At 59.9% G+C, this 22,838-nt stretch carries 16 protein-coding genes and 1 tRNA gene; 8 read left to right on the top strand and 9 right to left on the bottom strand.

What is annotated here, in order from left to right; translation table 11 throughout:
- Positions 1-256: 256 nt before the first annotated feature.
- The 3 genes from IRZ31_RS10290 to ftsH form a co-directional block, all read right to left on the bottom strand.
- On the bottom strand, positions 257-637 hold the full coding sequence (locus tag IRZ31_RS10290) for a hypothetical protein (RefSeq protein WP_297153082.1): 381 nt from the start codon (positions 635-637) through the stop codon (positions 257-259).
- Positions 638-1,382: 745 nt separating this feature from the next.
- Positions 1,383-1,967 (bottom strand): RNA 2',3'-cyclic phosphodiesterase, encoded by a 585-nt coding sequence (thpR, locus tag IRZ31_RS10285; protein ID WP_297153080.1) that lies wholly within the window; start codon positions 1,965-1,967, stop codon positions 1,383-1,385.
- An 18-nt stretch (positions 1,968-1,985) separates the two neighbouring features.
- The gene (gene ftsH / locus IRZ31_RS10280; protein ID WP_297153077.1) at positions 1,986-3,767 is read right to left on the bottom strand and encodes an ATP-dependent zinc metalloprotease FtsH; all 1,782 of its coding nucleotides are present in this window, start codon (positions 3,765-3,767) and stop codon (positions 1,986-1,988) included.
- 478 nt (positions 3,768-4,245) lie between these two features.
- Here ftsH and IRZ31_RS10275 point away from each other — a divergent pair, with 478 nt between their 5' ends.
- From IRZ31_RS10275 to IRZ31_RS10250, 6 genes are all read left to right on the top strand, one after another.
- Positions 4,246-7,467 (top strand): molybdopterin-dependent oxidoreductase, encoded by a 3,222-nt coding sequence (locus tag IRZ31_RS10275; RefSeq protein WP_297153075.1) that lies wholly within the window; start codon positions 4,246-4,248, stop codon positions 7,465-7,467.
- A gap of 141 nt (positions 7,468-7,608) precedes the next feature.
- Positions 7,609-8,526 (top strand): 4Fe-4S dicluster domain-containing protein, encoded by a 918-nt coding sequence (locus IRZ31_RS10270; RefSeq protein WP_297153073.1) that lies wholly within the window; start codon positions 7,609-7,611, stop codon positions 8,524-8,526.
- 6 nt (positions 8,527-8,532) lie between these two features.
- Positions 8,533-9,684, top strand: coding sequence for an NrfD/PsrC family molybdoenzyme membrane anchor subunit (gene nrfD, locus IRZ31_RS10265; protein WP_297153071.1), 1,152 nt, complete (start codon positions 8,533-8,535; stop codon positions 9,682-9,684).
- 263 nt (positions 9,685-9,947) lie between these two features.
- A complete protein-coding gene (locus tag IRZ31_RS10260; protein ID WP_297153069.1) occupies positions 9,948-12,602 on the top strand; it encodes a CDC48 family AAA ATPase in 2,655 nt (884 codons plus the stop codon).
- 464 nt (positions 12,603-13,066) lie between these two features.
- Positions 13,067-13,456 (top strand): hypothetical protein, encoded by a 390-nt coding sequence (locus IRZ31_RS10255; protein WP_297153067.1) that lies wholly within the window; start codon positions 13,067-13,069, stop codon positions 13,454-13,456.
- A 30-nt stretch (positions 13,457-13,486) separates the two neighbouring features.
- Entirely contained in the window at positions 13,487-15,259 is a 1,773-nt protein-coding gene (locus IRZ31_RS10250; protein ID WP_297153065.1) for an ATP-binding protein, read from the top strand.
- A gap of 197 nt (positions 15,260-15,456) precedes the next feature.
- On the opposite strand, the gene IRZ31_RS10245 is transcribed toward IRZ31_RS10250, so the two are convergent.
- From IRZ31_RS10245 to IRZ31_RS10220, 6 genes are all read right to left on the bottom strand, one after another.
- Complete coding sequence (locus IRZ31_RS10245) at positions 15,457-15,975, bottom strand: hypothetical protein (RefSeq protein WP_297153064.1); 519 nt, start codon at positions 15,973-15,975, stop codon at positions 15,457-15,459.
- A gap of 91 nt (positions 15,976-16,066) precedes the next feature.
- Positions 16,067-16,711, bottom strand: coding sequence for a protein-L-isoaspartate(D-aspartate) O-methyltransferase (locus tag IRZ31_RS10240; RefSeq protein ID WP_297153062.1), 645 nt, complete (start codon positions 16,709-16,711; stop codon positions 16,067-16,069).
- Positions 16,712-17,087: 376 nt separating this feature from the next.
- Positions 17,088-17,159 (bottom strand) — tRNA-Val (locus tag IRZ31_RS10235).
- A gap of 358 nt (positions 17,160-17,517) precedes the next feature.
- On the bottom strand, positions 17,518-18,996 hold the full coding sequence (gene lysS, locus IRZ31_RS10230; RefSeq protein ID WP_297153060.1) for a lysine--tRNA ligase: 1,479 nt from the start codon (positions 18,994-18,996) through the stop codon (positions 17,518-17,520).
- A 245-nt stretch (positions 18,997-19,241) separates the two neighbouring features.
- The gene (gene greA, locus IRZ31_RS10225; protein ID WP_052888503.1) at positions 19,242-19,706 is read right to left on the bottom strand and encodes a transcription elongation factor GreA; all 465 of its coding nucleotides are present in this window, start codon (positions 19,704-19,706) and stop codon (positions 19,242-19,244) included.
- Positions 19,707-19,958: 252 nt separating this feature from the next.
- Complete coding sequence (locus IRZ31_RS10220) at positions 19,959-20,912, bottom strand: biotin--[acetyl-CoA-carboxylase] ligase (protein WP_297153056.1); 954 nt, start codon at positions 20,910-20,912, stop codon at positions 19,959-19,961.
- A gap of 732 nt (positions 20,913-21,644) precedes the next feature.
- On the opposite strand from IRZ31_RS10220, the gene IRZ31_RS10215 reads away from it, so the two are divergent.
- On the top strand, positions 21,645-21,899 hold the full coding sequence (locus tag IRZ31_RS10215; RefSeq protein WP_297153054.1) for a DUF433 domain-containing protein: 255 nt from the start codon (positions 21,645-21,647) through the stop codon (positions 21,897-21,899).
- Between the two features lie 572 nt (positions 21,900-22,471).
- The gene (locus tag IRZ31_RS10210; protein ID WP_297153052.1) at positions 22,472-22,654 is read left to right on the top strand and encodes a hypothetical protein; all 183 of its coding nucleotides are present in this window, start codon (positions 22,472-22,474) and stop codon (positions 22,652-22,654) included.
- The last annotated feature ends 184 nt before the right edge of the window (positions 22,655-22,838 follow it).

Below are 22,838 nucleotides of genomic sequence, written 5' to 3'. Positions count from 1 at the left end.
ACTGGCCCTACGGGCATCTCCTGACTCCTGAGTAACCGTCGCAGTTGTTGTCATACTACCTTCCTCCTTAACCTAGGGGCGTCCCTGCATAGCTCGCTAGACTCGATTCGATTTGTGTCTGATAGACGCTTGAGACCAGATAATGTAAGTGAGACTGCTGCGAAACGCCCTGCAAGCAATAAAAAACGAGGAACCGCCCTGCCGGGAGGCCCTCGTTAGGTTACCTGCGCTGGATCGGGTTGCGTCGTTGCTCCCGCTACTCTCCTCTCGGCGTGCCAGGCGTAAGGCCCGTGGTAAGCGTTACGAGGCTAAGGCTAAGGCCCGTAAGGCTTACCAACCCGCTAAGGGTAAGGCTAAGGCCAATAAGCAGCACAAGTCCTACAAGGAGGAGCGTGGAAGCAATCGCAATAGCTAGAGGGGCAACAAATAAAGAAATCGGCGTCAAGACGCCGATTTTCAGAATGAGGAGGAGACCAGCCATCATAGCAGCGGCCATAGCGGCGGCAGCCGTCATAGTCGCAGCATGCCCCATGTCGCCGCGCATAGCGCTGGCCACAGAGCGACAGCCCATTGCAGACTGTTCAGCCCAGGACATTGCTTCGGCCCGCTGGTTGCCGGTGCGACACGCTGCTGACATGCTCACTGGCTCCTTCTCTCAGAGAATCTCGCTGCCTTTGCGTACAGTATCCGTACTTCTTCCGCTCTGCGCGATTGCTCAGCTTAGAGGAGGGAAAGATACCCTCCACGAGAAACAACCTTTTCAGTGTCTAGAGAGATTACTACTTGCTTGCAAGAGACGTTTAATGGCTAGAGGCGAACCGTTGCCTCAAACCTGCTCTGCTCGCTCTTCTCTACCGTCAGCCGGCTTTTATCTTGCTTCCCGGCCAGCCTGCAACAAAGAGAGAGCTTCAAGAGCATGCGCAGCGTCTCGGAGGTAATTGACCGCGGGCGTCGTTGCCAGGTTGTCGTGCGAACCCCGTACCTGCTCTTCTTCCCTACTCTCCTGACCACTCTTTCGGAGCCACATCTTCGTAGCGGGTCCTGCTGTCTGAGAGGATACACCACTGGCTAGAGTTTGTCAACCCCTGAATCGCTTTCTGCCCCTCTTGGCAGAAGCCTTGAGAGTCTTCAAAGCAGGTTGGAGGCTGGTCTGGAACCTCTCTTTTCCTTGCATGTTATGAGCTGCGCCGAGACAGAGGCCAACAGGTGACAGACCAGCTTCCTCTTCTTCTGCGGCCCCCAGCAGAAGAGATAGCCAGGCGCAAGGGTGGGCCAGGTTAAGCCGATAGGAACGGAGAGATCAGCCAGTTCCCAGCGGTGGAGGCGGCTTTTTCCTCCACTTCGCTCAGACGATTCTGAAACGACCCAGCCCCTGCTGCCAGCTACTCCTCTGGCGTCGCGAGGCGGGCGCGATGCAGATAGCTATAGTGCGCCCCCTCTCGCGACAGCTCGCTCTTCATCACGTCCAGGGTTTCTACAGTGTGTTCTGGCAGCGAAGCCGGCACGCGGATCTCGTAGAGCAAGCGCTGCAAAGCCTGCTGCTCCTCACGGGAGAGCGGCCTCTTGAGGCGCGCGAGCGTTAAATGGGGAGAAAAAGGGCGTTCTTCGGGTGGGAATCCCCGTGCCTGCAGTTCGCGCATCAGCGCTTGCTGCAAGGCTTGCATCCGTCCCGACGCATCCTCAAGGCCCATCCAGATGACGCGCGGGGCACGTGCAGGCCCAAAAGTACCAAGACCTGTTAAGCGATAGCTAAAAGGGGGCACCTGACGCGCCGCAGCCTCACCGGCCTCAATCGCCTGTGCCAGTTGCTCATCGCTCAATTCTCCCAAAAAAGCCAGCGTTACATGTAACGAGGCTGGCTCAACCCAGCGCGCCGCGGGTAAAAGATGCGCGCCACGCGCGATGGCTCGTCCCAGAAACGTCTGTAGCTCTGGACTCAAATCTAGAGCCAGAAAGGTGCGTGTCATTCCCGGAAATCGTTCCCCTCATGCGGCAAAGAGCATGGCATCCAGCTCCTCACCATCGATCGTTTCAACCTCGATTAAGCGCTCGGCGATAGTTATCAGCTTCTCGCGCTTCTGGCGGAGAATCTCAAGAGCCGTTTGATGAGCCTCCTCCACCAGACGCGCGACCTCGGCATCGATGCGCGCCGCCATCTCGGGGCTAATCAGAGTACTACCATCTTCGCTCATCTTGAGGGCCACATTTCCCAGGGCGCTCATGCCGAACTCGCAGACCATGCGCCGGGCCAGCTCGGTCACATACTCGATATCCTGACTGGCTCCTGTTGTGATGTCGCCAAAAATCAATTCCTCAGCGGCACGTCCTCCCATAGCCCCGGCCATCTTCGCCAGCAGTTCAGAGCGCCGCAAGAGATAGCGATCCTCCAGCGGAGCCTGGAGAGTAATGCCCAGGGCCATACCGCGGGCAATGGCTGTTACTTTGCGCACTGGGTCAGCGCCAGGCAGCGAGCGCATCACAATGGCGTGGCCTACCTCGTGATAGGCAATAATGGCTTTTTCGGCCTCCGTAATAACACGGCTCTTACGCTCCGGCCCCGCCATCACCCGCAGAATAGCCTCCTCTAGCTCGGCATTGCCGATGGCTTCGCGGTGCCGACGGGCTGCCAGGAGGGCGGCCTCATTGAGGAGATTGGCCAGGTCGGCCCCCGAGAAACCTGCCGTCTGGCGCGCAACACGCTGTAGATCGACATCTTCAGCCAAGGGCTTGCCACGAGCATGCACTCCCAGAATCGCCAGACGTCCGCGGATATCCGGCTTATCCAGGACTATCTGCCGATCGAAGCGACCTGGACGCAGCAGAGCAGGGTCGAGGACATCGGGCCGGTTGGTGGCAGCGATCACCACCACGCTGCTGTTTTTCTCGAAGCCGTCCATTTCGACGAGCAGCTGATTGAGCGTCTGCTCCCGTTCATCGTTCCCGCTGGCCGCCGAGGCGTGGCGCTGGCGACCAACGGCGTCAATCTCATCAATGAAGATGATGCAAGGAGCATGAGCCCGGGCCTCACGGAAGAGATCCCGCACACGCGCAGCGCCAACGCCGACGAACATCTCGACAAACTCAGAGCCGCTGACGCTATAGAAAGGCACGCCCGCCTCACCCGCAGCAGCCCGGGCAAGCAGCGTCTTGCCCGTGCCAGGCGCGCCCACGAGCAAGACTCCACGCGGCGTGCGGGCGCCCATGACCCGGAAGCGCTCAGGCTGCTTGAGAAATTCGACGATCTCTTCTAGCTCGACTTTGGCCTCTTCAACGCCAGCAACATCTTTGAAGAGAATGGAGGGACGGCTCTCGTGAAAGCGCCGTGCACGCGAGCGGGCGAAAGGCAGGGCCGAGGCCCCAGGACCAACACGGCGCAGGAGGAAAAAGGCCCCTCCCACAACGAGAGCCACAAAGAAGAGATAGGCCAGTCCTTGCTCCCAGCTCGTGTGTTGCCCGTTATCGACAGTCACGGTGACTCCGTCCCGCCGCAAGAGGTCGGTTAGCGTCTGCCCCTCCTCCTTCAAGGCGTGGTATTGCTGACCGCTCCGATCGCGCGCGTAGACATCGCTACCACTGATCAGGGCACTCCGGAGGAGGTGATGGTCAGCCATGTCGAGCAAAGCGCTGATCGGCACCTCGTGCGTGGTCGCCCCGACAAAGGGACTGCGCACAACGTGCATGCTTAGCAAGAGAAAGAGCGCTACACCTACTAAGATAAGCGGCAGAACCAGACGCAGCCACGGGTTCTTCTTCCAGAAAGTCCTCAAAGAGAATCGCCGCTTGTTTTTCGACGATGATTCGTGCTTGTGCTCAGGAGACCTATCCATGCATCCCTTCAAATCCTTAATTACAACTTCTACCTCCAGAGCAGATTATGTCGCCCCAGAGTATATCAAAGTAGCTCTCAGTGTTTTAGATCGGTTCAAATATGTGATTACTATAGCCTGCTACAGCCCGGTTTAGCAAGACTGTAGCTGATTGTACCAGAGGAAGGCCAGTAACCACGGCCTTGGCCTGATCGGGCCAGGCCTATTTTCCCGGCCACCCAGCCTCTGGAACGGCGCGAGAGGCTCCTCCTGACGGGACTGGAAATCGCTCCCGGCCCGTGCCATAATGATTCTGTTCCCAGGTCGGAGGCACCAACGACGCTGAAGATGCCGAAGACAGCAGCCTTCCACACTACTCAGTGTGTCTGAGCAGCTCGACGAACGACTCGCGGGAGATGGAACGGAAAGGAAAGATCCTATGCTATCCAGGAAGCGCGAAGAAGCAGAAGAAGCAACTGCAGCGCTGCCACTGCTGGTGAAGACGCTCCAAGAGGTCGCAGACGAGGCTTTGGAGATCGGCTCCAAGCGCCAACCCTTCAGCGCAGAGAGCCGCCAGAAGAGGCCCCGCATCCGCGACGCGCGTGTAGTTCACAGCGTCTGTCCCTATTGCGCTGTGGGCTGCGGCCTCAATGTCTACGTGAAAGATGGCCAGGTGCTCGATATTGAAGGGAATCCAGACAGTCCGATCAACCACGGGACACTCTGCCCCAAAGGGGCAGCTACCTTCCAGTACACCGTGAATCCCAGCCGCCTGACGCGCGTGCTCTATCGTGCCCCTTACAGTGATCACTGGGAGGAGAAGTCACTTGATTGGGCGATGGAGCAGATCGCGCTGCGCGTCAAGCAGACGCGCGACGCGACTTTTGTTGAGCGGCTCTCCGATGGGCGGGAGGTCAATCATACCCTGGCCATTGCCTCGCTGGGCGGTGCCACGCTCGATGTCGAAGAGAACTATTTGATGAAGAAACTCTTCACGGGCGCTCTCGGTATCGTCTCCATCGAGAACCAGGCCCGTATATGACACAGCTCCACAGTGCCCGGTCTGGGCACCACATTTGGGCGTGGCGGGGCCACGACCTTCCCACAGGATCTTGTCAATAGCGACTGCATTTTGATCATGGGCAGCAACATGGCGGAAGCCCATCCGGTGGCCTTCGCTAATGTTGTCAAGGCGAAAGAGCGCGGCGCCAAGGTTATTCACATCGATCCCCATTTCTCGCGTACGTCTGCGCTCGCTAACCTTTATGTGCCCATTCGCGCAGGGAGCGATATCGTCTTCCTGGGGGCCATTATTCGCTACCTGCTGGAGCAGAAGGCTTTCTTCCAGGAATATGTGCTGCATTACACGAATATTGCCACCCTGATCCGCGAGGATTTTCGCGATACTGAGGACCTCGATGGGGTCTTCTCTGGCTACGATCCCGAGACTGGCACCTACGACCCGACAAGCTGGGACTACGAACGCGATGCCGATGGCCGTCCGCTGAGCGATCCGACGCTAGAGCATCCGCGCTGCGTTTACCAGATCATGCGCCGCCACTATGCGCGCTATACTCCTGAGCTGGTTGAGCAGGTCTGTGGGGTGCCACGCACGCTCTGGCAGCAAGTGGTCGATACCCTGATCGCCAATTCAGGGCGCGAGCGCACGAGTGCCATTTGCTACGCCGTGGGCTGGACGCAGCAATCGAAGGGCGTGCAGATTATCCGTACGGCGGCCATGCTTCAATTGCTGCTGGGCAATATCGGACGCCCCGGCGGTGGGGTGATGGCCCTGCGCGGCCATGCCTCGATTCAGGGGTCCACCGACGTGCCAACGCTCTACGATCTGCTCTCGGGCTATATGCCACAACCTGCGGCTCTGCTCGCTCCTGGACCGGGAACCAGGCGCCCGCGAGCCGAGGAGGTGCAGGCACCGGTTGCCGGCGAGGAGATGAGGCCGGTCGGTCCTTCACAGCAGACGCTGGCTGAATATATCGCTGCGGTCGGGCAGAAAACGGGTTGGTGGGCCAATCTGCCGGCCTATATCCGCAGCCTGTTGAAAGCCTGGTACGGCTCCTACGCCGATGAGGAAGATGGGGGGCGCAGCTACCGCTTTCTGCCCAAGATCATCGGTGACCATTCTCATCTGGCCACGAGTTATGAGATGCTCGATGGCAAGGTGCGTGGTTACTTCCTCTTCGGTCAGAATCCCGCTGCCGGGAGCACGAACGCCCGCATGCAGCGTAAGGCTCTGGCCCAGCTCGACTGGCTGGTGGTCCGCGATCTCTACGAGGTCGAGTCGGCGGCTTTCTGGTACCGTGGGCCAGAGGGTGAGGCGGTCGATCCCAGGCAGATCAAGACCGAGGTTTTCCTGTTGCCTGCCGCCGCCTCCACGGAGAAAGAGGGTTCTTTTACGAATACACAGCGCCTGCTGCAGTGGCGAGATAAGGCCGTTGATCCCCCTGGCGATGCGCGCTCCGATCTGTGGTTCGTTTATCACCTTGGCAAACGCTTGAAGGCGCTCTACGCCGATAGCCCCCACGAGCGCGATCTACCGATCAAGGCACTGACCTGGGATTACGAGCGCGAGACCCCCGAGCCTGGTTCACGTATTCTCGATGAGCCAGATGTTTTGCTGGTGCTGAAGGAGATCAACGGCTATTATGCACGTACCCCCGACGGGAAGGAGTATAGTCTGCGCGAGGCTCCTCATGTACCTGATTTCACGGCTTTGAAGGCCGATGGGAGCACGGCCTGTGGCTCCTGGATCTACAGCGGAGTTTACCCAGAGCCAGGGCGAAATCGCGCAGCTTCCCGCGATCCTTCCGGCTATACCTTCCCCAACTGGGGCTTTGCCTGGCCAGCTAACCGTCGTATCCTCTACAATCGGGCCTCGGCTGATCCCCAGGGTCGCCCCTGGTCGGAGCGCAAAAAGTATATCTGGTGGGATGAGGAGCACAGGCAGTGGACAGGCTACGATGTCCCCGACTTTCCCCTGCGCAAGCCACCAGACTACACGCCGCCGCCGGGCGCTACCGGGATCGACGCCCACTCCGGCAGCGACCCCTTCATCATGAAGCCCGACGGCAAGGGCTGGCTTTTTGCGCCGAGCGGCCTCAAGGATGGCCCGCTTCCAACGCACTATGAGGCGGCAGAGGCGCCGATCGCCAATCCGCTCTACCATCGTCAGAGCAATCCTGTGGCTCGTTACTACCGGGACCGATCCGACAACCGACTGGCGGCGGTCGGCGACGAGCGCTATCCGATCGTGGCCACTACTTACCGTTTGACGGAGCACCACCTGAGCGGGCCGATGACGCGCTGGTTGCCCTGGCTGAACGCCCTCCAGCCGGCTCTCTTTGTGGAGATCAGCCCCGAGCTGGCCGCAGAACGCCAGATTCGCCACGGCGACCAAGTGATTATCAGCACTCCCCGCGCCGAGATCCAGGCCCGCGCCCTGGTGACGCGCCGCATGCGCCCGCTGCGGCTCAATGGGCGCATCGTCCATCAGATCGGGTTGCCTTTCCATTGGGGCTTCCAGGGCAAGGCCACTGGCAGCATCACGAACGATCTGACGCACATGGTGCTTGAGCCCAACGTCAGCATTGAGGAGGCGAAAGCCTTCCTCTGCGATGTGCGTCCAGCGCGAGGCAGACGCTAAGCGCTCGCAGAGCGGCACGGCACGCCGGCCTCAGTGACCGGTGGGGGCAGACCGGCGGCGAACTTTCCCGAAGCCATTGAACTGCCCCCACGTCAGGTGCCGCCGCCGCTCTGGCACGTTGGCAGCAAAGGAGAGAAGATCATGGCGGTTGAAGCAGCGAGACCCCTGCCTGGGGTGCTCAAGCAGCTGCGCACCCTGCTGGAGCCGCTGCGTAAGGAGGAGCCGCTGCCCCCACAGACAGCGGTGGGCTTTTTTACCGATACCAGCCTGTGTATCGGTTGCAAAGCCTGTGAAATTGCCTGTAAGCAGTGGAACCAGCTTCCTGCACGTGAACCAGTCTGGGCAGGTACCAGCTACGATAATACGCGCGAGCTAAACGCGATCAATTGGCGTCACGTCCTCTTTATCGAACGCATCGGGCATCACGAGGAGGGCGACCATGACGGGCACAGCGCTGCAGAAACGGTTGCAGCCCCCACAGAATTGCCTTTCTTCAATCCCGATCGCTGGCTGATGCTGAGCGATGTTTGCAAGCATTGCGCCAACGCACCCTGCCTCGAAGCCTGTCCGACCGGGGCGATTATTCGCACCGAATTCGACACCGTCTACGTGCAGCAGGACGTTTGCAATGGATGCGGCTATTGCGTGGTCGCCTGTCCTTTTGGAGTGATTGCCCGCGATGCCCTGGGGGGAACCGCGCGCAAGTGCACGCTGTGCTACGATCGCTTGAAGGATGGCCTGGAGCCGGCCTGCGCCAAGGTCTGCCCGACGGACTCGATCGTCTTTGGCCCAGTCGATCAGCTGCGCCAACAGGCTCAGACCCGCCTGGCTCAGCTGCACGAGCGCGGCCTGCGTGAGGCCCGTCTCTATGGCGCCGACGATACCATTTTGGAAGGCGGCCTTCACGCCTTTTTCCTGCTGCTCGATGAGCCTGCCGTCTACAATCTGCCCGAACACCCCTCTCGTCCCAGTAAGCATGTCCTGCCCGCTTCTCTCTGGACAGCGCTGGTGGCGTTGGTGCTGGGTCTGTTCGGAATCTTCTCGTTCAGGAGGCGATGACGAGCGATGCAGCCAGAGAGGCATAGCTTTTCCACCTGGCTTGCGACGGGCCAGGCGCTAGCGCAACGGCTCGGGCAGATCTCTAGCGGCAATGGCTGGATGGAGCGCCTGGCTGTGCTCAGTACAGGGTATCATCCTGATTCTGAGCATGAGCAGCAAGAGCCAACATATTACGACTATCCCGTCCTTAAAGAGCCAGTCTGGCGCTGGGAAATTGTCTGGTACTTTTTCTTGGGCGGCCTGGCTGCCGGCTGCTATTTCATTGCCAGCCTGGCGGCACTCTTTGGCGACGCCGCGGATCGAGCAACGCGGCGCACTGGCTACTATCTCTCGTTGCTGGCTCTGCTCCCGTGCCCGTTGCTGCTGATCAAGGATCTCGGACGCCCTGAGCGCTTTTTGAATATGCTACGCATGTTTAAGGTGCGCTCCCCCATGTCGATGGGCGTCTGGTGCCTGGTGAGCTTCTCTTTCTTCAGCGGGCTGAGCGCCCTGATTCAGGCCGCACGGGACCAGTGGCTGGGTCGCTGGTGGGGAGCGCGCTGGCTGGCGCGCCTGCCTCAGCGACTGCTGGCTCTCCCAGGTATGGCTCTCGCGCTATTCCTGGGAGGCTATACTGGGGTTCTCCTGGCTACCACTAGCATTCCGCTCTGGTCGCGCAGCAAGATGCTCGGCGCGGTTTTCATCTCGTCGGCCATCTCTACCAGCTCGGCGCTGATCGCCCTCGTGTTACGCCTTAGCGCCGCACCTGCCACCGCTCTGCACAAACTGGAGCGCCTGGAGTGGGGCGCGCTCTTGAGCGAGCTGCTCGCTCTCTTTACTTTCCTGCGTGGTTCTGGACGTGCCGCCCGCTCCCTGGTGGGCAGCGGGCCTGCGGAGCACGGACCTCGCTTCTGGCGCTTTGTGGCCGTCGGTGGTCTGTTGCTGCCCTGGTTGCTCCAGACGCGGCTACTGTTGACACGCCGCGCTCATGGAGAGGCAACCACGGAAGGAGCGGCAACCCGGCAGCCAGAGCGCGGTCGGGCGCGCTTCAGCGGCTTGTTGCTCTCGCTCCTTGTCCTTATCGGCGGCTATTTCCTGCGCCGCACGATCATTGAGGCCGGCCATAGCTCCAGCCGCGATGCCCGTACCACGCTCTGGCACGCCCGCGCTGCTCGTTAACCAGCCACTAGACCTTGTTCTTCCCTGTCTGGTCAGTTTACCTCTCCATGCCCGGCCCAGGTCCGCTGAGGGGGAGAAACTGGCCAGGCAGGAGCAGGTCGCTCTCACGAGCCACAGCCTGTCTTGCCCGGCCTCCCAGCGATCTCCAACCCTGAGCCAAGCCGCAGCGTAGATGTAATGAGGAAAGTAAGTGACGGTGAGCCTGTCATTCCCCAGAGGCATACATCAGCGCAATCTTTCAGCGAAAGAGTAGGAACCGAGCAATGGAGGAGCCTCAGCATCACAGTGGCAGCGGGCCCGGCAACGTGGGAACTGGAAGAATCACCAGCCGCCTGGACCCAGAGGGAGAAACCTCAGCGGCGAGCACCAGCGCAGGACCGGGCACGGCAGAGCAGCATGAAGGAGCCAAGACTGTAGAGAGCCAGGATGAGGGTCTGCAGTTCGTTGTCGTCGAGGGCATGCAGGTCGGGCGCGGCGTCGCCCGTCTCGATCCGCGCGATATCGAGGCCTTGGGCTGTCAGCCAGGCGACATTGTCATGATCACCGGCGCGCGGACTACCGCCGCCAGGTTGTTACCCGGCGTACCGCAGCAGCGCGGGCAGCGCATCATCCAGATGGATAGCCAGGTACGCCAGAATAGCGATGCCGGCCTGGGCGAGCGCGTCACGGTGCGTAAGGCACGGGTGCAGAGGGCAGAGAAAATCACGCTGCTCCCCCTGACCCGCGGGGCCCCCATTCAAGAGAGCGATTTGCAGTACATCGCGCGCTACCTGGTGGGCCTGCCCGTGGTTACGGGTGATCTGCTCCGCCTCAACCTGCCGGGCACGGCGAGCCGCGAATTTTTGATTATTAGCACGGTGCCCGCCACACCCAGCTATCCCTCTCGCCGCTCGCAGCTAGAGGGTACTGCCGTCGCTCCCTTGACCGAGCAGAACGAGCGAGCCGAGGTCGAAGCAGTTATTGTCCAGCCTGGTACGGTTGTGCGCGCTCAGGCTCGCGGCGCCGGTCGCCCCGGCGGATTAGGGCGCGTCAGCTATGAAGACATTGGAGGGTTAGGCAAGGAGCTACAGCGCATTCGCGAAATGATTGAGCTGCCCCTCAAATACCCGGCGGTCTTTGATCGTCTGGGAGTGGAGCCACCCAAGGGGGTACTGCTCTATGGCCCGCCGGGCACCGGCAAGACTCTGATCGCCCGCGCCGTCGCTTCGGAGACGAACGCCGCCTTCTTCGTGATCAACGGACCGGAGGTCATCAACAAGTTTTACGGAGAGAGTGAGTCACGCCTGCGAGAAGTCTTTCAAGAGGCTCAGCGGCGCGCCCCCAGCATCATCTTTATCGACGAGCTGGATGCCCTGGCGCCACGCCGCTCCGAAATGGGGGGCGAGGTTGAGCGTCGCATTGTCGGTCAACTGCTGGCCCTGATGGACGGCATGGCCTCGCGCGGCCAGGTTGTTGTCATTGGCGCCACCAATCAGCCCAACGCCCTCGACCCGGCACTGCGCCGCCCAGGCCGCTTCGACCGCGAAATCGCCCTGCGCGTACCTGATCTCTACGGACGCATGGAGATCCTGCGCATCCATACACGCGATGCGGCCCTGGCGAATGACGTCGATTTCGCCCGCCTGGCTCAACTGACCCCTGGTTTTGTAGGGGCCGATCTGGAGGCGCTCTGTCGGGAGGCGGCCATGATCGCACTCCGTCGCGTGCTGCCCTACATTGACTATCAGAGCGGCTATATTCCGTTCGAGACCCTGGTGAATCTCAACATCACTATGGCCGATTTCCAGGCCGCCCTGCGTGAGATTGAGCCATCGACTACCCGCGAGGTCTATGTTGAGGTCAGTGAAACGACCTGGGATGACATCGGCGGGCAGACCCAAGCCAAGCAGCTGCTGACCGAGGGAGTGGAGTGGCCGCTGCGCTATCCCGAGATCTACAGCAAAGCTAAGGTTGAACCACCTCGCGGCGTGTTGCTGGCCGGTCCCCCGGGTTCCGGGAAAACGCTGTTGGCGCGCGCTCTGGCCAATCAGTGTAACGCCAGCTTTATCTCCATCAAAGGCCCCGAGCTCCTCTCAAAGTGGGTAGGCGAATCTGAGAAGGGTGTGCGCGAGATCTTCAAGCGAGCCAAGCAAGCGGCTCCCTGCATCATCTTCTTCGACGAGATCGATGCCCTGGCGCCGCGCCGTGGAGCCGAGCTGGACAACCACGTTGGAGACCGCGTGATCGCTCAGCTGCTGACGGAGCTGGACGGCATCGAGGGACGCACAGGCGTGATTGTCTTAGCCGCTACCAACCGGCCCGAATTGATCGATCCAGCCCTGCTACGTCCGGGTCGCTTCGATTTGATTGTCGAGCTGACCTATCCTGATGAGGCTGATCGCCAGGCGATCTTCGCCGTGCACACGCGCGGGAAACCATTGGCGTCCGATGTCAGTCTGGAGGAGCTGGCCCAACTGACCCCAGGACGGAGCGGTGCCGATATTGAAGCGATCTGCCGTCGCGCCTCCATGCTGGCCCTACACGACTGGATCGAGCCGCGCCTGCAACAAGTAGGCCGCGTACAGATCAGCGAGGAGCAGCAGGAGTCGAAGGCCGCCAACACGGTCGGCACTGCCACCCAGACAACTCAGGCCAGCGGAGAGGAGAGCCGCTTCTCTATCCGCCGCGAACATTTTCTGCGCGCGATCACTGAGCAGGAAGAGCGCTATGAGTCTCAAGCCAGACTGGAGACCGAGCGCGCTCGTCGCGACGAGGCTCGACAGCGCCTGCTCGACCTGGCCGCCAGCTACGGCAGCCTCGGGAACGCTTCTCCACAGACCGCCCTCCAGCTACCAGCACTGCGCGGCTGGCGCCTCTGGCTGGCCCGCCTGCTCGGACTGCTGCCGCGCCACCCCCAGGCCGGCTCACCCCCCTCCTGAAGGGAGACGCTGGCGAATTTAGCCGCCCCTAGGCAAGAAGGCATACGTTAAGAAAGCCAGAGAAGACACGAGGGGAGAATCCCCGAGGGAGCTGCCGGGTGCACTCTCCCCTCGTCTGCTCTGACGTCCAGTCTCTTTCCGATCCAGGAGCTAAAGGCACGCCTCAGGTATACCAGGCCCGATGATCAAGGTGCCGCCTCCCTTTGGCGCGAGGACTGGACGCCTGCAGGCCGCCGAAGAGACGCCCGCTGGGAGTACAATCGCCTCTTTTGAGAAGTGCTTGCTCAATACATTGAGCAGGCATACGCATTAACACTTGATAAAGCTAGGCTGCTCCTCCCCTGGATCAAAGGCAAAGACATGTCAATACAACTACTTCGACTCCAATCAAAGTTAGCTGACCGGGATAGTTAGCGTGTGATATAATATAAAGGAGAGTGTGAGCATAGCGAAGGGAGACAACATTGTCGCTGTACTCATCAGACACCAGCTCTGCAGACTCCCGGAAACCGGTCGTTGCCGCCTATCTGGAGATCATGCGCCTGCTTGACGACCGTGTCGCGCCTCTCCTGGGCAAAGTGACCACGCGCGTCCTCGTTCAGGGCGCGGCCCGGCGAGTAGCGGAGAAGTACCCATTCCTTCACTTTCTTGAGCGTATCCCATATACTGAAGTTACTCCAGCGATTGCCCAGGAGCAGCTTGGTGGCCAGTCTCCGCAGGAGTTGACGGCAGCCTTGAATGCTCTTCTGGAGGAGTGTTTTGCGGGCTTGAAGGAACTCACTGGCGACCTGATTGTTACTCCGCTCCACGATGAGGTGACCCGCCAGCTCCAGCATATGTCGATCATCCAGTAAACAGAAGACGGCCTAGCGTAGCAGCGAGCAATGGAGAAGAGCAGCGTGCAGTCTCAGTCGACACTCCCAGATGGCGCGTACCGCTCTTCCAGAGGATCGGGGGAAGATCGGCTGGCGGTTCTCCGCCATGAGATGGAGTATCTCAATACTATCGGGAAACGCTTCGTCGCCGCCAACGATCGCTTCCAGGTCCATCGTGCCCTGCTGGCTACGTTACAAGAGTTATACAGTTTCTCCGCCTGTGCTATTCTGCTCAAGGGCCAGCATGGCGACCCTTTTGAACTCTCTATCATCCCCCGTTATCCACTTAGCTCCTCCTTTCTCCAAGAGATGATCCAGCGTATCGCCCGTGCCGCCAACATCATCGATTTCCCCAACGTGACGCCCGAGGAGCTGGCCGTAGCCGCCTACTTCGATGCTCCTGACGACCTGGCCCTGATGGAGCCACAGCCCCCTCTCGGCAGCAGCGAGATCGGTGACTTCCTCCACTTGCCGCTGGCCGTCGAGGACCGCATCATTGGCCTGCTCAGTCTCTTCCACGAGCGCGAGGGCGTCTTTGATACTCAGCTTCTGCAGCTAACACGCATCATCGCCGACTACGCCGCCATCGCCCTGGAGAATATGCGTCTGCGCGAGCGCGAGCAGGCTCTCTGGCGAGAAGCCGAGTTCGAACGGCGCCGGCTGGAGCTGATCATCAGCAGCATGGCCGAGGCCCTGCTGATCACCAATGCCCAGGGCGCCATTGTCTCCCTCAATCGCTTTGCCGAGCAGCTCTTCCAGCAGGCTGAGATCGACACCCGCCTCGAACCCGGCGTTCCTCTCCGCCAGCTCGCTGCTCGCAGCAATGTACCCTGGCTACGCGAACTGGCCCACGTCGTCGACCAGGCCCTGACCGGGCAGACGATCAAGAACCAGGAGCTGATCATTGGTGAAAGCGGCGAGACCGTCCCCCTGACCTTGAGCATCAGCGCGGCCCCACTGAGCCAGGATAGCCATCACCCGCTGCCCGGCGGCGCCGTCGTGGTCCTCAACGACATCACCGATCGCAAGCAGATCGAGAAGCTTAAAGACGAGTTCGTCTCGGTGGTCTCGCATGAGCTGCGGACCCCACTGACCGCCATCAAAGGCTACACCCAGCACCTGGTCCGGCGTCTGGAGCGACGTCTGCGCCAGCAGGCGCGTGAGGGTCGCGACCAATCTGAGCTACCGGAAAGCTACGATCTACGAAGCCTCTACATCGTCCAAAGCGAGGCCGAGCATCTGGAGCGTCTGGTCAGTGATCTACTCGACCTATCGCGTGTGCAATGGGGACGTCTGGATTTACAATACACTCCTTTCTATCTGGCTGACCTGTTAGCCGAGCAGGTGCGCCTGGCCCAGGCCAATACCGAGCAGCACATCATTCAGCTCGATTTGCAGGTACAGGACAGCAAGGTGATTGCCGATCGTCAGCGCATCGCTCAGGTTGTTGGCAACATTCTGGACAACGCCATTAAATACTCGCCCCAAGGGGGACATGTCATAGTGCGGCTGGAGAGCGCAGGAGAAGATTTTCTAATCAGCATCAGCGACGAAGGCATTGGAGTCAGTCCTGAATACCTCGACCATATCTTTGAGCGCTTCTATCGTGTCCGTAACGCTGCCAGCCGCCAGTATTCGGGGATTGGTCTGGGCCTCTACGTCGCCCGCGCTATCGTCGAAGCTCACGGAGGCCACATCGGCTACGCCAGCAATCAGAGCGGGATGGGCAGCACCTTCTACTTTAGCCTGCCGCGGACCCCTAACCCAGCCGAGAAAAGGTAGCGTAACGCTGCTGATTGACTGCGAACGAGGAGGCCAGCCAGAGCCAGCCTCAGCGCCTGGCCTTAGCCACTCCTCCCTCACGCATGACAGAGAGCTTTAGCGCTTGACCAGCAATTCCTCGGCCAGCGCGGCGATCTTTTCTTCAGGCGTGCCCCACTCCTTGTATGCCACTTCATGCCAACCGGCACGCATCCCGCCTAGAAGGCTTTCAACAGATCAGTTGGCGTTGCCTGGAAGCGGTCCAGCAGGTAAGAGCGACCGAACGGGGTAAAATGGATGGTGGCCCAGCTGGCTCGCAAAATCTGAATATGGCGCAGGACACGGGCCTCCCCCCACAGCGGATAGAGCAAATCGCAGAGGGCATTCACAATATCACCGGTGCTGGTGATGAGCACACCGACCAGCGTCACCCCAATCACCAAGAGGAGATGATGGGGAAGAGCAACCGGGCCGAACGCCGTAAAGAAACCAATATAAACCATGCTGCCTGAGACCAGCGCGGGAAGGAGCGCCTCCAGCACAATATAAAAGCGCGACGGCTCACGCACAAACAGGGCGGTGACCCCCAGCGGACCAATGGCCCAGCCGATCAGCTGATCGCGCCGCAAGAACGCCAGCAGCAGATGAGATCCCTCCACCAGCAGCAACCAGAGCAGCACAAAGGCAATCAAGCCCGGTAGAGAACGAAGCTGGATACTGGCCAGTATCCCCGGCATGCTCATCCTCCTCGAACATCGTAAACAGCGACACCAGAAACCTCTGTTGGTATTGTACGCCCATTGGGGGTCTGCCGACAACAGGACCTCGCTATTCTTCCCACCCTCCTTTGCCAACCAGCGGCACGAAGACACAGCCACCAAGCGAATGCACTTCTTGCCCGCTGGACGTGCGCCGTATGACCAGCAGCTCCTGATGGTCATGGCTGCCAACAGGGAGGACCAGGATACCGCCCTCGACCAACTGGGCAACCAGCTGCTGAGGAATCTGCGGAGCCGCAGCGGTGACCACAATCCGGTCATAGGGAGCAGCATCCGGCCAGCCCAGCGAGCCATCTCCTACAAAGACAGCAACGTTGCTCAGGCCCAGCTGCAGCAGCCGTCTGGCCGCCTGACAAGCCAGTTGCTGGTAGCGTTCCACCGTTACGACAAAGCGTGCCAGACGCGCCAGAATAGCTGCCTGATAGCCCGAACCAGTTCCAATCTCCAGGACACGCTCCTGACCGCTCAGCTGCAGAGCCTGAGTCATAGTTGCCACAATCAGGGGCTGAGAAATGGTCTGACCGCAGCCAATCGGAAGGGCCTGATCAGCATAGGCCCACTGACGATGTTGGGGATCAACGAATAGTTCGCGCGGCGTCGCCTCAATGGCCGCCAGCACGCGCTCATCGTGGATGCCAGCGCTACGCAAGCTCTCTAGCAGATAACGGCGCTGCGTCTCAAGATCACGAGTCATAGCATTCCAGGGCAGAGTGAGGAGGAAAAAGGCCTGGCCTTCTCTATCAGGCACGACATACGAGACTCATGTCCCCAGCAGGGAGAGGCGCAAAGGAAGAGCGCAGTCAGCACAGATAATCCTCCCTCGGCTACTGATCGGCTCACAGAGCCTCGAAGACTAAGCTGCACACTTCGAGACGAGACGCGCGAGGGTATCCATTTAGAGTCTAAAGTCTGTTGAAACAGACGTCAAGGAGAGCAGAGAACAACCTGCTGCCTCTTCTCAGGCAGGCGATAAGAGGAGAAGCAAGCGATCCAGGCCGCCAGAGTCAGCCCGGAAGGGTACGGAGCGGGCTTACAGCATCTCTCAGAGAATAAAAACGGGCATAGAAAAGTGGGCGCTACTGGGCTCGAACCAGTGACCTCTTCGGTGTGAACGAAGCGCTCTCCCACTGAGCTAAGCGCCCATTGACCTTCATAACCGTGGTGACTGCCGGCTTTACCGCAGCCTCTTGCCATCACCTGGCTCTCTGGTATAGCTACTATAGCACTCCGAGCGGGGCTTGTCAAGTAGGGAGAGGGGATATCAGCGGCAAGCGCCAGAGCGTCTTGGCCCGCAGCTTCATCAGCCAGCCAAAGACGCCGGCGGCGCAGCCTTCCCCGACATCTACCGACAGAAGAGGAGGAGCAGGACCGCGGGGCCGCGGCAGGTACGACAAGCGGTCTAGTGCACCGCTCGGAGTGCGAAGGCAGGTAGCATGCAGCAGCGTCAAGCGCGAGAGCGGCAGCAGGCAAGCAAGCAGGAATGGAGCCAGCTAGCAGTAATCACAGCTCGTTAGGGGCCTTGCGCATCGTGGGGAAGAGAATCACGTCGCGGATGGACTCCTGATCGGTCAGGAACATGACCAGGCGATCCACGCCGATGCCCAGCCCGCCTGTGGGCGGCATGCCCACCTCCAGCGCCTCCAGAAAGTCCTCATCGAGCACCTGCGCCTCCACATCGCCGTGAGCACGCTGGCGCATCTGATCCTCAAAGCGCTGGCGCTGATCGAGCGGATCATTCAGCTCAGTAAAAGCATTGCCGATCTCCAGGCCGCCCAGGAACGGCTGAAAGCGCTCCACCAGATCCGGCTGCGAGCGATGGCGCTTGGCCAGCGGTGAGACATCCAGGGGGTAATCGACCAGGAAGAGCGCGCGGCGCAGCGGCTCGGCTCCCTGGCGGAACATCGCACTCTTCAGCTCATCGATCAAACGGCCTCGGCCCAAGGCAGGATCGACCTCATAGCCGCGAGCTTGCATCGCAGCGGCCAGGCTCTCCCGATCGGGATAGCGATTCACATCAATCCCGGTAAACTCCTCGATTGTCGCCAGCAAGGGCAGACGCGGCCAGGGAGGTGTCAGATCCACCTCGTAGCCCTGGTAGCGAATGCGGGGCGTCCCGCAGGCTTCCAGCGCAATCGCATAGATCATCTCCTCCGCCAGGCGCATCATGTCCTCATAATCGGCATAGGCCTGATAGCACTCCATCATCGTAAACTCGGGATTATGCGTGCGATCGATCCCCTCATTGCGGAAATTGCGCCCGATCTCGTAGACCCGCTCGAAGCCTCCCACGATCAGGCGCTTCAAATACAACTCCACCGCGATGCGCAGGTACATATCGCGGTTGAGGGCATGGTGATGGGTCACAAAGGGGCGTGCTGTAGCGCCGCCGTAGATCGGCTGCAAGATCGGTGTCTCCACCTCCAGAAAGCCGTGCTCATCGAGGAAGCGGCGCATCGCGCGAATCACGCGGCTACGCGTCACAAAGATCGGCTTCACCTCATCCCCGTTGGCCAGCAGATCCAGATAGCGCTTCCGCTGGCGCAGCTCCACATCTTCCAGCCCGTGGTATTTCTCGGGCAATGGGCGCAAGCCCTTGGCAATCAAAGCAAACTCCAGAACGTGGAGCGTGCGCTCGCCCGTGCGCGTGTGGAAGAGAAAGCCTCGCACCTGAATAAAGTCACCGATATCCAGCAGCCGGACTATGCGATAGGCTTCCTCACCGAGATCGTTAATGCGGAAGTAGACCTGAATGCGGCCAGTGCCATCCTCAATATGGGCAAAGGCTACCTTGCCCATCTCGCGGAGCAAGCGGATGCGTCCGACCAGACAAAAAGAGTGCTCCTCTCCCAGCCACTCATCGAAGTGCTGCAGCACCTCGGCAATGGTATGGCTGCGCTCTACATGGTTGGGATAGGGATTAATACCGCGCTCACGCAAAGCCTGCAGGCGCTGAAGCCGCACACTTCTTTCATCAGCCATAACGCTCTTGGAAACTCCTCACAATGGTTTGCCGCTATTTTAGCAAAATTCCGGGCCTGTGGATAGCAGGGAGAGAGAAAGACCTAGCGCCAGTTCTCCCCCTGATTGGGGCCAAAGAGGAGGGCCGCACAAGAGAAGGCGGCCCCGAAAGACACAGCGGCATACTCCATCCTGGCTGGATCAGAAGACGAAAGCACTCGGGGAGGAGCTGCAGAAATGCTCTCGTCGCAGGGGGAGAAGCTCATTCACTCAATGGCGAGGACCGTGTACTCTTTGACGCCACCAGGGGTAGAAACCATGACCAGATCGCCCACCTTATGGCCAAGCAAGGCTTTCCCGACCGGAGACTCGTTGGAGATGCGGCCAGCGCTCGGATTCGCCTCATAGGCGCCCACAATGGTATAGCAAGCCTCACGCCCGTCGCTGCTGCGCACGCGCACCACCGATCCCAGCGTCACCTCGTCGCTCTGGACCTTCTGAATCGTGCGAGCTGTGGCGAGCATCTGCTCTAGCTCATAAATCTTTCCTTCAAGCCGGGCGTACTCCGTTTTGGCCTCCTCATAGGCGGCATTGTCGTTGACATCGCCCCCCTCCTTGGCATCGTGCAGGTAGCGCGCAACCTCAGCCCGCTTGACAGTACGCAGGAACTCCAGTTGATTCAGAAGACGTTGCCGGCCATCCTCGGTCAGATAGACGCCCTGTGTCTCCATCCTATGTTTCCCTCCATTGTCTGCAGGAAATCTCTCATCTACTACCAGAGTCTTAACCTGCCTACAACCTGCCGCGCCACAATGCGGGGAGAGCGCCAACAGACAGTAAGCAGCTTCTTCAACAGAGAGCCGGCCCAGGTCTCTAGTGTTCTGGCCGGTTTTGCCTGAGTAAACGCTTGGGAGCAGGCGAGACAGACAAAGTATGTCAAGACAGCCTCCTCCGCCCAGCGGCGGGCACGGGGCAAGAGCCGCTCATTCAGGAGAGAGATGCCCTACATCCCCCCAGGTGACTGTCACCCGCTCACCCGAGCGGCAGCGCAGCAGCAGCTCGCCGCTCTCATTGACCTCTTCCGCCCAGCCTTCGAGCTGACGAGCACCTTGTTGGATGCGCACCATGCGCCCTAACGTCTGCAAGCGGCTGCGCCAGCGCTCGCGAATATGTCGAGCCACCGGCAGCGAGAAGAATGCCGCCGAGCTAGGGGGCGCCAAGAGCGCGGATCGTTCAGCGAGCGCTCCCACCTCTTCCTGCAGGGCGAGATAGGAGTCCTCCACATGCTCCAAAAGCTGAGCAATAAACGCCTCGCGGCTCAATGAGCGACCGCACTCGGTCTCTAGCGTTGTCGGCGTCGGCGCTTGAACCAGCGGAGCTGACGCAGCAGCAGGAGCCTTGGGGTAGGGCTGCACTGATCCGCCCTGACTCTGCTCAATCGCTAAATCTTCACTGCGTCCATTGACATTGACGCCGATGCCCAGTACGGCCACCAAACGACCCGCTCGATCAGAGCTGGTCTCGATTAAAATACCGGCAACTTTACGTTCGCCAATCAAGACATCATTGGGCCACTTGATACCAGCGACGAGGCCAGCGGTATCAGCGATGGCATCCAGCACGGCCAGTGCGGAGAACATAGCTATCAGGGGAAGCGGGAAGCGTGGATAGAGCACCAGCGACAAGAGGACATTGCGCCCGGCCACGTCAACCCAACGGCGGCCCTGCCTGCCGCGCCCGGCAGTCTGACTTTCTGTGAGCACCACCAGGCCCTCCAGGCTCTCGCTTGGGGCAGCCTCAACGGCACGCAGCATCGCCAGCGTATTCGTTGAATCGACCACCGGGACATAGAACAGCCGCGCCTCTCCCCTACCGATCAGGCGAGTACCTACCATCTGTTTCAGTCTATCGAGATGCAGTCGTTCGCTGTTGGCCATCTGCCCTTGTGCACCTCTGCTCACCTCGCTACCACGCTCCTACCCTCCCCTCACTTGAGAACCTGGACCTCCCGCCGGCGTCTCGTCAGCCTCCTCACCCTTCCGACACTCTATGAAACGACTCTGGTCCACTTTCTTCCTCCCTCCCTTCCACCTCACACCGCCGTTGCCGTTCTGAATAAACCAGCTCATCCCGGCCTGCTTGACTGCAGGAGCTCTGTAAAAAGACATCCGCGGGCACCAGGCCGGCTGGCAGCGACAATCCAACGACCTCTACACGCTCTTTCTAGCATGCATCGGAAGTGAAGAATGTGAGAACACTACCGACCGGCACAGGTCCTGCGGTAAAACCATACAGGCGGGAGCTAACGAACTTTACCAAGCGGGCCTGGCTGTTTCCCACCTTCCGGCTGAGGGCCACACTCAGGAGGCGCCCCTCTCTTCCCGATTGGTGTGGCTGGTTAACTCGCCACCTGCGTGGCACTGTCGTTCAGGCATGTGCACACCACCTCCTTTCATTGCGCTAATTGTAACATCGCATTTCAGGTGCTGTCAAGCTTTTCGTTGAAATTTACTTGAACACCTTTTCCTTGAGCTTTTCGACCAGAAGGCCAATGTCAACAGGAACGATCAACCGTGCGGATTTTAAGAGTTCTTTCATGCCCATGCGCAGGTTCTCCATGCTTGAAATAATATACAATAAGATTGGTCCAGGAAAGGAGGAGTTCTGTTATGGCCATCGAGCGTACCGCTCATCCCTATATTGTTCGTGACTCTGCCATCTACGGCGGTGAACCTATCATCGAAGGCACACGCACCGGCGTGCGCCATGTAATCCTGCTCTTCCAGTCGGGCAAAGATCCCGAAGAGATTGCACGCATCCATCGTCTGAGCCTGGCCCAAGTCTACGATGCCATCAGCTATTTTTACGACAACGAAGAGGAAATCGAGCACTATATTCGCAATCAGTCCTGGGATGGCGACTGAGAGGCGGCCCCCTGTCTGTCGGCTTCCCTGCGCTCGCCGTTGATTGGCGCTGGTGCCTGTCCGACTCTGGCACCCTCTACTTCTTGCCAGGCGAGGGCGAGCGAGACCACAGCCGGGGTGGGGTGTTCATCACGACCGGTCTAGCCATACCGCTGCTTCACGCGCTATACTGTTAGATTAGATAGTATGCTGGCGAAAATCAGCCTGGTTGAGCTGAAGGTGAGTGGCGTAGGGTAGCTCTTTCCTCCTCTTCGCCACTCCCGCAGGGCTGTTCTTGCCCTTCATCACACGACCGCACACCTGTCCCTGTCCTGGTTTTGAAGGCCGACGCCGACGCTTCGACGCTCGCCGGCACAGCTCTCTCCTCGTGCAGCCGAGGCTGCTGTGCCCTGATCAGCCAGAGCGAGCCAGTCGCGCGGCCTTGGCTTCTCGCTTCTTCTGCTCCCGTCCATACTCAGACGGCGGCAGAACAGAGCCTTAGCTCCTCGATGTACCCGTCCGCTTAGTCGCGCTCACGAGTCCTGTGAGGAAGACCTGAAAGAGAAGCAAGACAAGAGAGGAGGACCTGATAGATGCAGCAATATAGCGATCTGCTGATCGATGCCCTCCTGGATGAGGGATTCACGGTCGAGGAGGCCAATCGCCTGATCGAACTGCGCGAGGCATACGAAGAGCAGCTTGCTCGCGAGGAGATACCCTATCAGCGCTTCATGCACTGGCTGATCGAACACGGCCACCTGAGCGATTATCTCTAGCGTGCAAGCCAAGCAGGCAAGTGACGAAATCCTTGTAGCTGCCTTCTGCTGTGAGGTACAATAGCAATGAGGCAGGCAGTAGACTACGGCGCAGCCCCCTGCTGCGCCGTTGCAGTTTCCATGACCAGATGAGCAACCCCGCGCCAAGGAGAGAAAAGTCATGAAAGCGGTTGTTATGGCCGGA

Source organism: Thermogemmatispora sp. (genome assembly GCF_019683635.1).
Lineage (GTDB): Bacteria > Chloroflexota > Ktedonobacteria > Ktedonobacterales > Ktedonobacteraceae > Thermogemmatispora.
The sequence above is the reverse complement of the archived record's forward strand: the minus strand, read 5'-3'. Positions and strand labels throughout refer to the sequence as shown.